Below are 14414 nucleotides of genomic sequence, written 5' to 3'. Positions count from 1 at the left end.
GTCAGGACCCCAGCACCGACGTCAGGAACTCCCCGACCCACCCCAGCAACTCCCGCCCGACCAGCGGCTTCCCGCCGACCTTCGCGGTCTTCGGGCGCGGCACCAGCACCTGGTGCACCGCCGGCTTGATGACCGTCCCGGGATACAGCCGCTTGAGCCGCAGTTCCTGCGATTCGCGCAACTCCACCGGCGCGAAGCGGATGTTGGTGCCCTGGAGCACGATCTCGCCGACGCCGCACGCCCGCGCGAGCATCCGCAGGCCTGCGACGAGCAGCAGGTTCTCCACCGGTTCGGGCAGCTTGCCGTAGCGGTCGACGAGTTCCTCGCGGACGGCCTTGACGTCCTCCTCCGTGTTGGCGGAGGCGATGGCGCGATAGGCCTGGAGGCGGAGCCGCTCGCCGGGCGCGTAGTCGTGCGGGACATGCGCGTCGACGGGCAGCTCGATCTTGACCTCGAGCGGCGGCTCCTCCTCGATCTCGCCGGTCTCCAGCTGGCGCCGGTAGTCGGCGACGGCCTCGCCCACCATCCGTACGTACAGGTCGAAGCCGACGCCCGCGATGTGGCCGGACTGCTCGCCGCCGAGGAGGTTGCCCGCGCCGCGGATCTCCAGGTCCTTCATCGCCACGTACATACCGGCGCCCATCTCCGTGTGCTGCGCGATGGTCGCGAGCCGCTCGTGCGCGGTCTCGGTCAGCGGCTTCTCCGGCGGGTACAGGAAGTACGCGTACCCGCGCTCGCGGCCTCGGCCCACCCGGCCGCGCAGCTGGTGCAGCTGCGACAGCCCGAAGTTGTCGCCGCGCTCCACGATGAGCGTGTTCGCGTTGGAGATGTCGATGCCGGACTCCACGATCGTCGTGGACACCAGCACGTCGAACTTCTTCTCCCAGAAGTCGACGACGACCTGCTCCAGCGCCGACTCCGACATCTGGCCGTGGGCGGTGGCGATGCGCGCCTCGGGGACGATCTCGCGCAGCCGGGCCGCGGCCCGGTCGATCGACTCGACCCGGTTGTGGATGTAGAAGACCTGGCCCTCGCGCAGCAGTTCACGGCGGATGGCGGCGCCGATCTGCCGCTCCTCGTAGGGGCCCACGAAGGTCAGCACCGGGTGCCGCTCCTCGGGCGGGGTGGTGATCGTCGACATCTCCCGGATGCCCGTGACCGCCATCTCCAGGGTCCTGGGGATCGGGGTCGCGGACATCGTCAGGACGTCGACGTTCGCCCGGAGCTTCTTCAGCTGCTCCTTGTGCTCGACGCCGAAGCGCTGCTCCTCGTCGACGATGACCAGACCCAGGTCCTTGAACTTCGTCTCCGACGAGAACAGCCGGTGCGTGCCGATGACGATGTCCACCGAGCCCTCGCGCAGGCCCTCCAGGACCGCCTTGGCCTCGGTGTCGGTCTGGAAGCGGGAGAGCGCCTTCACGCTGACCGGGAACTGCGCGTACCGCTCGCTGAACGTCCCGAAGTGCTGCTGCACCAGCAGGGTCGTGGGCACCAGGACGGCCACCTGCTTGCCGTCCTGGACGGCCTTGAAGGCGGCCCGGACCGCGATCTCGGTCTTGCCGTAGCCGACGTCGCCGCAGATCAGCCGGTCCATCGGGACCGTCTTCTCCATGTCGTCCTTGACCTCGGCGATGGTGGTGAGCTGGTCGGGCGTCTCCGCGTAGGGGAAGGCGTCCTCCAGCTCGCGCTGCCAGGGGGTGTCCGTCCCGAAGGCGTGCCCGGGGGCCGCCATGCGCGCGCTGTAGAGCTTGATGAGGTCGGCGGCGATCTCCTTGACGGCCTTCTTCGCGCGGGCCTTCGTCTTCGTCCAGTCGGCGCCGCCCAGGCGGTGCAGGGTGGGGGCCTCGCCGCCGACGTACTTGGTGATCTGCTCCAGCTGGTCGGTGGGGATGTAGAGGCGGTCGCCGGGCTGGCCGCGCTTGGCGGGCGCGTACTCGACGACCAGGTACTCGCGGGTCGCGCCCTGCACGGTGCGCTGCACCATCTCGATGTAGCGGCCCACGCCGTGCTGCTCGTGGACGATGTAGTCGCCCGGCTCCAGGGTGAGCGGGTCGATGGTCTTGCGGCGGCGGGCCGGCATCCGGGCCCCGTCGCGGCCCGCGGCCCGCTGGCCGGTCAGGTCGGTCTCGGTCAGCACCGCGAGTCCGAGGGCCGTGTCGACGAAGCCGTGCTCGATCGAGCCGCACGCCACGTGCACGAGGGACGGTGAGATCTCGGCGAGGTCGGCGTCGAGGCGGGCCGCGATGCCCTCGCCGCCCAGCACCTCGACCGTACGGGCCGCCGGTCCGTGCCCCTCGGTGACGAACACCGTGCGCCAGCCGTCGGCGAGCCAGCCCTTGGTGTCGGCGAGGGCCTTGGCGGTGTCGCCTCGGTAGGCCTCCGGGGCGTGCATGCCGAGCTTGAGGGTGTCCTTGTCCAACTCTTCGTCCGCGGCGAACGGCGACACCGACCACCACATCATGTCCAGCTCGCGGGCCCGGTCCCGGACGTCCGCGATGGACCACAGGGAGGCCGCGCCGACGTCGATGGGCGCCTCGCCTCCGCCGGCGGTGGCCGCCCAGGAGGCCTGCAGGAACTCCTGCGAGGTGGCCACCAGGTCCGACGCGCGCGTGCGGACCCGCTCCGGATCGCACACGACGGCCATGGCGCCCCGGGGCAGCACGTCGAGCAGCAGCTCCATGTCGTCGACCAGAACCGGAGCGAGGGACTCCATGCCCTCGACCGCGATCCCCTCGGCGATCTTGCCGAGCAGTTCACCGAGCTCGGGGTGCTGTTCGGCCAGGGCACGCGCCCGCGCGCGGACGTCCTCGGTGAGCAGCAGTTCGCGGCACGGCGGCGCCCACAGACCGTGCTCGGCGACTTCGAGGGAGCGCTGGTCGGCGACCTTGAAGTAGCGGATCTCCTCCACGTCGTCGCCCCAGAACTCGATGCGCAGGGGGTGTTCCTCGGTGGGCGGGAACACATCGAGGATGCCGCCGCGCACGGCGAACTCGCCGCGCTTCTCGACCAGCTCCACGCGCGCGTACGCGGCGGCCGCGAGGGCGTCGACGATCTCCTCGAGGTCGACGCTCTGCCCCGGTTTCAGGGAGACCGGCTCCAGGTCGCCCAGGCCCTTGACCTGCGGCTGGAGCACGGACCTGACGGGCGCCACGACGACGGAGACCGGCCCGGTCTCGGGGTCGTCGGGGCGGGGGTGGGCCAGGCGGCGCAGCACGGCCAGGCGGCGGCCGACGGTGTCGCTGCGGGGGCTGAGCCGCTCGTGCGGGAGGGTCTCCCAGGAGGGGTACTCCACCACTCCCGCCGGCGGGAGGAGGGAGCGCAGGGCCGCGGCCAGGTCCTCCGCCTCGCGGCCCGTCGCCGTCACCGCCAGCACCGGGCGGCCCGTGTCCCGGGCCAGGGCGGCGACCGCGAAGGGGCGGGCCGCAGGGGGGCCGACCAGGTCGACGTGCATGCGGTTGCCGTCTGCGGCCGCGCTGATCGCTTCCGCGAGGGCGGCGTCTCTGACTACGGCGTCAAGCAGACCGTGCAGGCTCATTCGGGTCTTTTCCGTCCAGGGGTGGGCAACACGACGGGCCCGACACGCGCCGCGGGCCGGGGGTCTCCAGCGTACGACGCTGCGCGGCCGGGCGGCGGGGGCTGTGGACAACATCCCGCCTCAGGTGCTCGGCGTCGATGAGCCGGCCCACCAGGGGGCTCCGCGGCACAGCACCCGGCGCCGGGGAGTCCTGGACTCCCCGGCGCCGGTCCCCCGCAACCCCCGTGTGCGGTGGTTCTCGGTGATGACTGCTCCGCTACTCCGTCGCGATCGCGTTCAGGACGTTCATCCGGCCCGCCCGGAACGCCGGGATCAGTGCCGCGAACAGGCCCACGAACGCCGAGCTGACGAAGACGCCGATGATCGTCGGCCAGGGGATCTCCAGGACCATCAGGCCCTCCAGCGCGAGCAGCTGCTGCGCGGTGGCGCCCCAGCCCATGCCCAGTCCGAGGCCCAGGAGGGCACCGAAGAGGGCGATGACGACGGACTCCATGCGGATCATGCGCCGCAGCTGGCGGCGGGACAGGCCGATCGCCCGCATCAGGCCGATCTCCCTGGTGCGTTCCACCACGGACAGGGCCAGGGTGTTCACGACACCCAGGATGGCCACGATGATCGCCAGGGCCAGCAGGCCGTAGATCATGTTGAGCAGCTGGCCGATCTGGTCCTTCAGGGCTTCCTTGTAGTCGGTCTGGTCGCGCACGGTGTACTGCGGGTAGTCGTGCATGGCCGACTTCAGGGAGGTGTAGGCGGCGTCCTGCTGCCCGTCCTTGGCGCTGACGAAGAGCAGCGAGTCCAGCGGCATCTTGTCGGCCGGGACGTACTTGGCCATCGTCGAGATGGACGTGTACATCGCGCCCGCGTCGATCACGACGTCACTGCTGGTGATCGCCCGGACCGTCAGGTCGGCCGTACGGCCGTCCTTGAAGGCCACGGAGACCTTGGAGCCGAGGCTGATGCCGTGGTCCTTGGCGAACTTCTCGTGAACCGACATCGAGTCGGGCTTGTAGGCGTCGGGGAGCTTGCCGGCGACCGTCTCGGTGCGCAGGTCGGTCGCGTACGACGGGTCGGCGGCCGTGATCGCCGTGTCCTTGAGCGTCTTGCCGTCGGGGGTGGTGAAGTCGGCCTGGGTCCACTTGTACTCGGTGACCCGCTCCACGTCCGACGCGGACTTCGCGGCCTTGACCGCCTGCGAGGTGATCAGCTGGCCGCTGTCGGACTGGATGATGAAGTCCGTGCCGACGGTCTTGTCGAGCTGGTCAGTGGCGGACGCCACCATGGAGGAGCCGACCACGGACAGGCACGCCACCAGGGCGAGGCCGATCATCAGCGCGGCGCCCGTCGCGCCGGTGCGGCGCGGGTTGCGCAGGGCGTTGCGCTCGGCCATGCGGCCCACGGGGCCGAACATGCGCAGCAGGACGGCGCCGAGGACCCGGACCACACCGCCGGCGAGCAGCGGGCCGATGACGACGAAGCCGATCAGCGACAGCACCACGCCGAGGCCGAGCCACAGCGAGCCCTCCTTGGCCTGGTCGGCCGCCGTCGCCAGATACAGGCCGAAGGCGCCACCGCCGGTGAGGACGGTGCCGATCGCGGCGCGGATCCAGCCGGCCTTGGCGTCCGCCGGGGCGCCCGCGTCGCGCAGCGCGGCCATCGGGGAGATCTTGCCGGCGCGCCGGGCGGGCAGGTAGGCGGCCAGGACGGTGACGATCACGCCGAGGGCCAGTCCGACGACCGGGGTCGTCCAGGCCACCGTCAGGTCGTCGGTGGACAGCTCCATGCCCATCTGGCCCATGAGCTTCATCAGGCCGATCGCGAGGCCGACGCCCGCGGCCACGCCGAGCACCGAGCCGACGATGCCGAGCAGCAGCGCCTCGGCCAGCACGGAGCGGTTGACCTGCTTGCGGGAGGAGCCGATCGCCCGCATCAGGCCGATCTCCCTGGTGCGCTGGGCGACCAGCATGGAGAAGGTGTTGATGATCAGGAAGATGCCGACGAGGAAGGCGATCCCGGCGAAGCCGAGCATCGCGTACTTCATGACGTTCATGAAGCCCGCGACGCCCTTCTGGTTGGCGTCGGCGGTCTCCTTGGCGGTCTTCACCTGGAAGTCGGCGCCCAGCTCTGCCGTGACGTTCTTCTTCAGCTGTGCGTCGCTGACGCCGGCGGCCGCGGTGACGTTGACGTTGGTGTAGACGCCGCTCTCGCCGATCAGGGTCTGCTGGGCGGTCTTGGTGTCGAGGTAGAAGATCGCGGCGCCGGGGTTGGTGACGGTGAAGTCGGCGATGCCGGAGATCTTCGCGGTGTGGGTACCCGTCGCGCTGATCACGCCGATCGGGTCGCCGAGCTTCAGGCCGTGCTTGTCGGCGGTGTCGGCGTCGACCATGATCTGGTCGGCGCTCTTGGGTGCCGCACCGGAGGTGATCTTCATGGTGCGGGCTTCGTTGCTGTTCCAGCCGCCGACGATGGTCGGGGCGCCGCTGGAGGGCGACAGGTTGTCCTTGTCGGCGTCGACGACGGTCACCGAGGTGGAGAACACCGTGCCCTCGGCGGACTTCACGCCGTCGGCCTTGCGGACCTCGGCGAGCACGGAGGCCGGCATGACCGGCGGCTTGCCGTTGTCGGCGGTCGTCTCACCGCTGTCGGAGGCGCCCTTGGGGCTCACCGTCACGTCCGAGGAGGTGGCCGCGAAGAGCTTGTCGAACGTGGTGGACATGGTGTCCGTGAAGACGAGCGTCCCGCAGACGAAGGCCACCGACAGCAGGACTGCGATCGCCGACAGCGCCATGCGGCCCTTGTGCGCGAGGAAGTTGCGCATCGAGGTCTTCATGACGGTCATGACGTGCGCCCCCGGGCGTCGAAGTCCTTCATGCGGTCGAGGACGGCTTCCGCGGACGGCTTGTACATCTCGTCGACGATCCGGCCGTCGGCGAGGTACAGGACGCGGTCCGCGTAGCTGGCGGCGACCGGGTCGTGGGTGACCATCACGATGGTCTGGCCCAGCTCGTCGACGGAGCGGCGCAGGAAGCCGAGCACCTCGGCGCCCGCGCGCGAGTCGAGGTTTCCGGTCGGCTCGTCCCCGAAGATGATCTCGGGCCGGGCCGCCAGCGCCCGCGCCACGGCCACGCGCTGCTGCTGGCCGCCGGAGAGCTGGGTGGGCCGGTGCTTGAGACGGTCGGAGAGGCCGACGGTCTCCACGACCCGACCGAGCCACTCCTTGTCCGGCTTGCGGCCGGCGATGTCCATGGGCAGCGTGATGTTCTCTATCGCGTTCAGCGTCGGCAGCAGGTTGAACGCCTGGAAGATGAACCCGATCCGGTCCCGGCGCAGGCGCGTGAGCTTCTTGTCCTTCAGACCGGTGATCTCGGTCTCGTCGAGGTAGATCTGCCCGCCGGTGACGGTGTCGAGCCCGGCCAGGCAGTGCATGAGCGTGGACTTGCCGGACCCCGAGGGGCCCATGATCGCGGTGAACTGGCCGCGTGCGATGTCCACGTCGACGTGGTCGAGGGCGACGACCCGGGTCTCACCGGATCCGTACGCCTTCACGACCTGCCGCGCCCGTGCGGCAACGGCCGTACGCCCGCCAGTACCCCCGTGCCTGGGAATGGTCACAGCCGATGTCACGGTATGTCTCCTATATCGGTCAGCAGATGGTGAAGACGGTCGCCTGGTCGACAGCCGCTGGGTGAGGCCGGACGACGCAACTCGTCCGACGCGGTTCAGTCTCGCGGCGGGGAGGGGTCCTGCGCCCTGGTGTTCAGCGCAGTCTTTTGCTGTGGAAAACCCCACCCCCGCCGGTGTGCGCAGCCGCCCCCCGACGGCGTAAAGCCAGGTTAAGGACAGGCCCCTCCGCGTCTCGTCCTCCGCCGGTACGAACCCTCCCCAGGTCGTAGTACGGAGGTACCCCTAGGGGCAGTCCACCGAAGGGTGGAGGCCGTCTCAGGGTTCGCTCCACCCGTCGGCCCATCCAGGCTCCACCCTCCTGCGGCTTGAATCAGACTGGGGTCGCGCGTAGCGCGTCGTTGAGGGGTGGCGGTCGGGCGACGGGCGGGCCAAGTGGGAAGCTGTCCTTCGCTAGATAGGTGCAAGGGGCAGGCAGGCGCGAGGGGGAGGCACCCGGGGTGGGCAGCACCAGTTCCGCGGCACGTGAGGCAGCGCGTCCCGCCGCGACCGGCCGGCGTGGAGCCGTCGTCGCCGCGCTGATGCTCTCGATGGCGCTGGCGGCGCTCGACTCCACCATCGTCTCGACCGCCGTGCCGCAGATCGTCGCGGACCTCGGCGGATTCTCCCTCTTCTCCTGGCTGTTCTCCGGATACCTGCTGGCCGTGACCGTCACCCTGCCCGTCTACGGCAAGCTCTCCGACACCTTCGGCCGCAAACCGGTCCTCGTCGTGGGCTCGGTGGTCTTCCTCCTCGGCTCCCTGCTGTGCGCGCTGGCCTGGAACATGGAAGCGCTCATCGCCTTCCGCGTCGTGCAGGGGCTGGGCGGCGGCGCGCTCCAGGGCACGGTGCAGACGCTCGCCGCCGACCTGTACCCGCTGAAGGACCGCCCCAAGATCCAGTCGAAGCTCTCCACGGTGTGGGCGGTGTCCGCGGTCGCCGGCCCGGGTCTCGGCGGAGTGCTCGCCGCGTACGCGGACTGGCGGTGGATCTTCCTGGTCAACCTGCCGATCGGCGCGGTTGCGTTGTGGCTGATCGTGCGTCATCTGCACGAGCCGGAGCGGGAAACCGGCGCGCACGCGCGTGTGGACTGGGCGGGCGCGCTCACGGTGTTCGCCTGCGGCGGCGTCCTGCTCACGGCCCTGGTGCAGGGCGGAGTGGCGTGGCCGTGGCTGTCGGCGCCCTCGCTCGCCCTTTTCGGTACCGGACTCGCCCTGGTCGCGGTGGTGGTGCTGGTGGAGCGGCGGGCAGCGGAGCCGATCATCCCGGGCTGGGTGTGGCGGCGCCGCACGATCGCCGCGGTCAATCTGGCCCTGGGCGCGTTGGGCCTGCTGATGGTGGCGCCCACGGTGTTCCTGCCCACCTACGCCCAGGGCGTGCTGGGCCTGGCGCCCGTGGCCGCCGGATTCGTGCTCTCCGTATGGACGTTGAGCTGGCCCATATCGGCGGCCCTGAGCCAGCACGTGTACCGCAGGATCGGCTTCCGCAACACCGCGATGCTGGGCATCGGCGCGGCGGCGCTGATCCTGTTCGCGTTCCCCTTTCTCCCCTACCCGGGGCAGGCCTGGCAGCCGACGCTGCTGATGCTTCTGCTCGGCGCCGCGCTGGGCCTGTTCCAGTTGCCGCTCATCGTCGGGGTGCAGTCGACGGTGGGCTGGGCCGAGCGCGGTACGACGACCGCGTCCGTGCTCTTCTGCCGCCAGACCGGCCAGACGATCGGCGCGGCTCTCTTCGGCGCGGTCGCCAACGGGGTGCTGGCCGCCAGGCTCGGCGGCGCGAGCGACCTCGACTCGGTGACCCGGGCACTCGACTCGGGCAGCGCGCCCGAGGCGACCCGGCGGGCGATCGCCGACGCGGTGCACGCCGTCTACCTGGGCGCCTCGTGCGCGGCGGCACTGGCGTTCCTGGTGCTGCTGTTCCTCGCGCCCCGGAAATTCCCGGTGCTCAAGGACTGAGCGTCCGTATCCTCCCGCCCATGGTGACCTTGGAACCACTCCGAGCCGATCACGCGGACGCGCTGCTGGCCTTCGAGCGGGAGAACCGGGCGTACTTCTGCCGCACGGTGCCGGACCGCGGGGACGTCTACTTCACGGCGGCGGGGTTCGCCGAACGCCACCGGGCGCTACTGGCCGAGCAGCACGCGCGCGTGTGCCGCTTCCATGTCGTCCTGGAGGAGGGGAACCTGATAGGCCGGGTGAACCTGATGGATCTGGCGGACGGAAGCGCCGAACTCGGCTACCGCGTCGGCGAACGGGCCGCGGGGCGGGGCGTGGCGACGGCGGCCGTCGCGCAGGTGTGCCGCCTGGCCGCCACCGACTACGGGCTGACGTCCCTCACCGCGGTCACGACGCTCGACAACCCGGCCTCCATGAGGGTCCTGGCCCGTAGCGGCTTCACGCGGGTGGAGGACACGACCGTGGACGGCCGCCCCGGAGTCCGCTACGTACGCCGGCACCTCGACGCCGGCCCCGAGAGCCCCTAGGCCCCTAGGCCCCTAGGGCGCGACCCCGACCCGTTTCCGGGGCCGGGCACTCTTGCGGGTGACGCGCGGCGGTGGGCGGTGCGTGTCTGCTGGTGGCATGGACCTCAACAGGCGCACGGCGATGGCGGCGGGACTCGGAGCGGTGGTGGCGGCGAGCGGTGCCACCGTCTCGGCGGCCACGCCCACGACGGTGACAGTGACGGTGCAGGGCGAGGCCGCGGTGCGGACGAACATCCCCGTCCGCCGGGACCGCAGGGCCTCCGGAGGGCGATATCTGGGGTTATGGACGGCCGAGAAACCCCCGGCCCCGACCGGCTGGCACGCGACGTACACCGTGCACGTCCCGCGGGCCGGGGTCTACGCGCTGACCGCCGTGGCGACGGCACCGGTCGAGACACCGCACACGGAAGCCCTCGCCTCCTACCCGCACCTGTCCGTGAACGACGGCCCGTTCACCGAGATCGCCCGCTCGCAACCGCACTGGTACGAGTCGCCGCCCGCGTGGGGCGACCTGTCCGTGCTGGACCTGGGCGTGGTCGAACTGCGAGGCGGCACCGACACGCTCACCTTCCGCGTCACCGAACCGGCCGTCCTCGACGACACGACCGCGTACGTCCTGACCCTGGACCGCTTCACCCTGCGCCGCCTGGAGGGGCACCCGGCCCTGCGCGAGCTGTCGGTTCCCCGGCACCGCGCGGGCGAACCGGCCCGGCTGCGCCTGACCCTCGACGGGCACACCACGCGCGCGTACCGAGTGCGGTACACCGTCAGCGACCACCACGGCCGCCAGGTGACCACCGGCCAGGCCACCATCCCCGCCGGTGACGCCGGTACGACGGTCACGCTCCCCGATCTGCCCCCGGGCCACTACCTCGTGAGGGCGGACGGCGTGACGGGCCGGTTCGCGCGTCTGCCGGCACGGCCCGCCGTCACCGGCCCCACCAGCCGCTTCGGCGTGAACGTCTGGGCGTCCTCCCTCGTCCCGCCGTCCCGGCTCGCGGACTTCGCCGCCGCCCTGCGGGACATGGGAGCCGGCTGGGTACGGGACGGCCAGTCCTGGCCCGCGGCCGAACCGGCACCCGGCGTGTACGACACGGCACAGCACGACCGCCGCGCCCGCACCCTGCGCGCCCACGGCCTGGCCGTCCTCGATGTGCTCTCCCCCGCCCCCGAGTGGGCCATGACCGACGCCTCGCTGCCGCTCCCGGCGGACCTCAGGCACGCCTACCGCTACGCCCGCCGTCTGGCGGCGGCCGCCCGCCCCCGAGGCCCTCCAGTTGTCGAACGAACCCGACGTCGACACCACCCGCAGCACCGGCGACGCCCACGCCGCGTTCGTGAAGGCCGCCGCGCTCGGCATCAAGGACGCGGCGCCCGAGCCCTGCCTGGTCGTCCTGCCGGGCATCGCGCAGACCTGCCCCTTCCAGGACCTGATGCTCGCCAACGACGTGGTGCGGTACGCCGACGTATGGGCCTTCCACGGCTACCCGGACCCCTCGGAACCGGGCGAACCGAGCTTCCCGGGCGCCGCGGACGAACAGCACGAACTGGCCCGCCGGCACCAGGCGGACGTACCGCTGTGGATGACGGAGTGCGGCGCGTTCCAGAAGGCACGGCCGGGCGAGGACCTGACGCCCGGGCAGGAGATCGCGCAGGCCCGGTACGTGGTGCGCTCGACGGTGGAGGGCCTGGCGGCGGGGAACGACCGGCAGTTCTGGTTCGCCGGCCCGCCGCTGCACGACGACGGCGTCTACTTCGGCCTGCTCGACCGCGACTTCCGGCCCCTGCCCGCCTACAGCGCGTTCGCGGCACTCACCTCGCTGCTCGGCGCGGCACACTTCACCGGCCCGGCGCCCCGCCTGCCGGACGGAGTGCGGGGCTTCGCCTTCGACAGCGGGCGCGGCGAGCGGGTCACGGTCGTGTGGGCGCAGCGGCCCGTGCGCCTGGACCGGTATGTGACGGGGACGGCCTACGACATGATGGGCCGCCGCCTCCCCACCGGGCGGCCGGTGACCGCCTCACGCGACCCCCTGTACGTCGTCACCCCCGCGGACCCGCCCACGCCGCCGGCCACCACCCGCCCGAGGGCCCGTCTCTCCCCCGCCGAACACATCGTCCTCGCCCAGCGCTTCTCGGCCCGCGACGCCGCCCCCGGCAAGGACGACGGGGACGCGCCGCCGCCACACGGCTACCGCCTCGGCCGCCGTACGCGGATGACCGTCGACGTCTACAACTTCGGCGACACCGCACGCCAGGTGACGGTCGCGGCGCAGCCGGTGGGCGGAGGGTGGACCGTCCGGGCGGAACAGGGGCGGGCAGAGCAGGGCCGGGAGGCGACCCGCATACGTGTCCCCGCCGGAGGGCGGATCGGGGTCAACTTCACGGTCCGCGCGCAGAGTTCGGTTCCGCGCCGGATCGACCGGCGGCTGGCGTTCGGCGCGACGTTCGACGATCACTCCGAAGTGCCGGCGTCCGTGGCGCTGATCCATCTCAAGTAGCCCGCTGAGGACGCACGAAAACCCGCGTCAACTGGGGTAACACCCGAGGCCGGAAAGGTAAGCGCGTACCGACCGATCAGTTTGGCCAAACCCTCGCGCTGCCCCGGTACCGCGAAGTAACGTGCATGGCTCCCGCCCCCCACCTCCCTGCGGCCCGCCGCACCGGATCCAACCCCTCGCAAGGAGACACGGGATGTCCTTCGACCCGTCAGCGTCCTATCCGTACCCACCACGCGAATCCTCGCCCTCCTACGACACCTACCCCTGGCAGCCGCAGCAACCGCCCGAACCGCCCGAGCGGCGCCCCCAACGCCATACCGCGCTCGGGCACCACAGCGACCTGCGGGTCCTGCGCAGCGCCTACCGCTGGCAGCGGCGCGTGGCCACGCTCACGGCGCTCGGCTACTTCACCCTGTTCCTGATCCTTTCGGCGTTCGCACCGTCGTTCATGACGAGCACCGTCACCGACGGCCTGCCCACCGGCCTGCTGCTCGCCCTCATCCAGGTCCCCGTGACGTGGCTGGCCATCGCCCTGTACGAGCAGACGGCCCGGCGTCGCGTCGACCCGATCGCGGACCGGATACGCAAGCAGGCCGCACTGGACGCCAAGCGGGAGGGCGCACGGTGATCAGCGAGTTCAGCGGCAACGCCCAGGCGATGTCCCTGGTGGGCTTCACTTCGGTGGCCACGATCACCCTGCTGTTGTGCGTGATGACGGGCCCGGACCGGGACGACCTCGACGAGTTCTACACCGGCTACAGCTCCCTGTCCCCCATGCGCAACGGCCTGGCGATCGCCGGCGACTACATCTCCGCCGCGACCGTCCTCGGCACCGGCGGCGTGATCGCCCTCTTCGGCTACGACGGCACCGTACTGGCCCTGAGCACGGCCCTGTCGCTGATGCTGCTGATGTTCCTGCTGGCGGAACCGCTGCGCAACGCGGGCCGGTTCACCATGGGCGACGCGCTGACCCGCCGTATGCCGGGACGCGGTGTGCGGATCGCGGCCTGTGCGGTGACGCTGGCGGCACTGGTGCCGCTGATGCTGGTGCAGTTGGCGGGGACCGGGCAGCTGATGGCGTTCATCCTCGGCTTCTCCGGCGAGTCGATGCAGACGGGCTGCATCATCGGCGTGGGCGCGCTGATGATCAGTTACGCGGCGATCGGCGGTATGAAGGGCACCGCCCTCATCCAGATCCTGAAGATCGTGATGCTGCTCGGTTCGGGCATGGTGGTCGCGCTGCTGATCCTGAACCGGTTCGACTGGGACCCGGGGGCCCTGTTCGGCGCGGCCGCCGACAACAGCGGCGTGGGCTCGGCGTTCCTCTCGTCCGGCCTGCAGTTCGCGGGCGGGCCCAGCCCCGGCCTGGACATGATCACCGCGCATCTGACGGTGGTCCTCGGCGGTGGCGTCCTGCCGCACGTCACCATGCGCATGTACACCGCCTCCAGTGCCCGGCAGGTGCGGCGCTCGATGTCCTGGGCGGTGTCGGGCGTGACCCTGTTCGTGCTCGTCATCACGGTCATCGGCTTCGGCGCGACCGCGCTGGTCGGCCGGGCGGCGATCGCGCAGGTCGACCCGCAGGGCAACACGGCCTATCTGCTGGGTTCGCAGGCCGCGTTCGGCGCGCAGGTGTCGACGGCTGAGACGTTCCTGTTCACGACCGTCACCACGGCCGTCTTCCTCACGCTGCTCGCCTCCGTCGCCGGCATGATCCTCGCCTGCGCCAACTCCCTCGCGCACGACGTGTTCGCGGCCCGGGTGCAGGAGATGTCACCACGCCGCGAGATGACACTGGCCCGGCTCTCGGCGCTGGCGGTGGGCATCCCGGCGATCCTGCTGGCCACGCTCGTCCAGCACCGCAGCCTGCAGCCCCTGGTGACACTGTCCTTCTGCCTGGGCGCCTCGGCCATCGCGCCCGCGCTGGTCTACAGCCTCTTCTGGCGCCGCTACACCCGGACGGGCCTGCTCAGCACCCTCATCGGCGGCTCGCTGGGCGTCCTGCTGCTGATGCCCGGAACCAACCTGGTCTCCGGCTCACCCGTCTCGGCCTTCCCCGACGCCGACTTCAACTGGTTCCCGTTCACCACCACGGGCCTGCTCTCCATACCCCTGGGCTTCGCCTGCGGCTGGCTCGGCACGCTGGCCTCCGGCCGCCGCAAGTCGGAGGAACAACGCCACCAGTACGAGGCGGTGGAGGGCTGGATCCTCGCCGGCGCGGTACGCAAGAACCACTGACCGG

At 71.3% G+C, this 14414-nt stretch carries 9 protein-coding genes; 5 read left to right on the top strand and 4 right to left on the bottom strand.

Annotated elements, in window-relative coordinates:
* Nucleotide 1: 1 nt before the first annotated feature.
* From mfd to OG542_RS24070, 3 genes are all read right to left on the bottom strand, one after another.
* Nucleotides 2-3535, bottom strand: coding sequence for a transcription-repair coupling factor (mfd, locus tag OG542_RS24080; RefSeq protein ID WP_328413633.1), 3534 nt, complete (start codon nucleotides 3533-3535; stop codon nucleotides 2-4).
* Between the two features lie 256 nt (nucleotides 3536-3791).
* A complete protein-coding gene (locus OG542_RS24075) occupies nucleotides 3792-6371 on the bottom strand; it encodes an ABC transporter permease (protein ID WP_311126092.1) in 2580 nt (859 codons plus the stop codon).
* Complete coding sequence (locus tag OG542_RS24070) at nucleotides 6368-7156, bottom strand: ABC transporter ATP-binding protein (protein ID WP_328413632.1); 789 nt, start codon at nucleotides 7154-7156, stop codon at nucleotides 6368-6370. The genes OG542_RS24075 and OG542_RS24070 overlap by 4 nt, the downstream gene beginning before the upstream one ends.
* 497 nt (nucleotides 7157-7653) lie before the next feature.
* On the opposite strand from OG542_RS24070, the gene OG542_RS24065 reads away from it, so the two are divergent.
* Both OG542_RS24065 and OG542_RS24060 read left to right on the top strand, forming a co-directional pair.
* Nucleotides 7654-9147 (top strand): MFS transporter, encoded by a 1494-nt coding sequence (locus OG542_RS24065; protein ID WP_328413631.1) that lies wholly within the window; start codon nucleotides 7654-7656, stop codon nucleotides 9145-9147.
* 20 nt (nucleotides 9148-9167) lie between these two features.
* A complete protein-coding gene (locus OG542_RS24060; protein ID WP_328413630.1) occupies nucleotides 9168-9674 on the top strand; it encodes a GNAT family N-acetyltransferase in 507 nt (168 codons plus the stop codon).
* Between the two features lie 867 nt (nucleotides 9675-10541).
* On the opposite strand, the gene OG542_RS24055 is transcribed toward OG542_RS24060, so the two are convergent.
* On the bottom strand, nucleotides 10542-10700 hold the full coding sequence (locus OG542_RS24055; RefSeq protein ID WP_328413629.1) for a hypothetical protein: 159 nt from the start codon (nucleotides 10698-10700) through the stop codon (nucleotides 10542-10544).
* Nucleotides 10701-10951: 251 nt separating this feature from the next.
* On the opposite strand from OG542_RS24055, the gene OG542_RS24050 reads away from it, so the two are divergent.
* The 3 genes from OG542_RS24050 to OG542_RS24040 all read left to right on the top strand — a co-directional run bounded on the left by OG542_RS24050 (nucleotide 10952) and on the right by OG542_RS24040 (nucleotide 14410).
* Nucleotides 10952-12172: a hypothetical protein gene (locus tag OG542_RS24050; protein ID WP_328413628.1), complete on the top strand. Its 1221-nt coding sequence runs from the start codon at nucleotides 10952-10954 to the stop codon at nucleotides 12170-12172.
* Between the two features lie 193 nt (nucleotides 12173-12365).
* Nucleotides 12366-12800: a DUF485 domain-containing protein gene (locus tag OG542_RS24045; RefSeq protein ID WP_261682697.1), complete on the top strand. Its 435-nt coding sequence runs from the start codon at nucleotides 12366-12368 to the stop codon at nucleotides 12798-12800.
* A complete protein-coding gene (locus OG542_RS24040) occupies nucleotides 12797-14410 on the top strand; it encodes a sodium/solute symporter (protein ID WP_311126098.1) in 1614 nt (537 codons plus the stop codon). The genes OG542_RS24045 and OG542_RS24040 overlap by 4 nt, the downstream gene beginning before the upstream one ends.
* Nucleotides 14411-14414 lie beyond the last annotated feature (4 nt).

The sequence above is a fragment of the Streptomyces violaceus genome (genome assembly GCF_036014075.1).
GTDB classification, from domain to species: domain Bacteria; phylum Actinomycetota; class Actinomycetes; order Streptomycetales; family Streptomycetaceae; genus Streptomyces; species Streptomyces violaceus.
The sequence above is the reverse complement of the archived record's forward strand: the minus strand, read 5'-3'. Positions and strand labels throughout refer to the sequence as shown.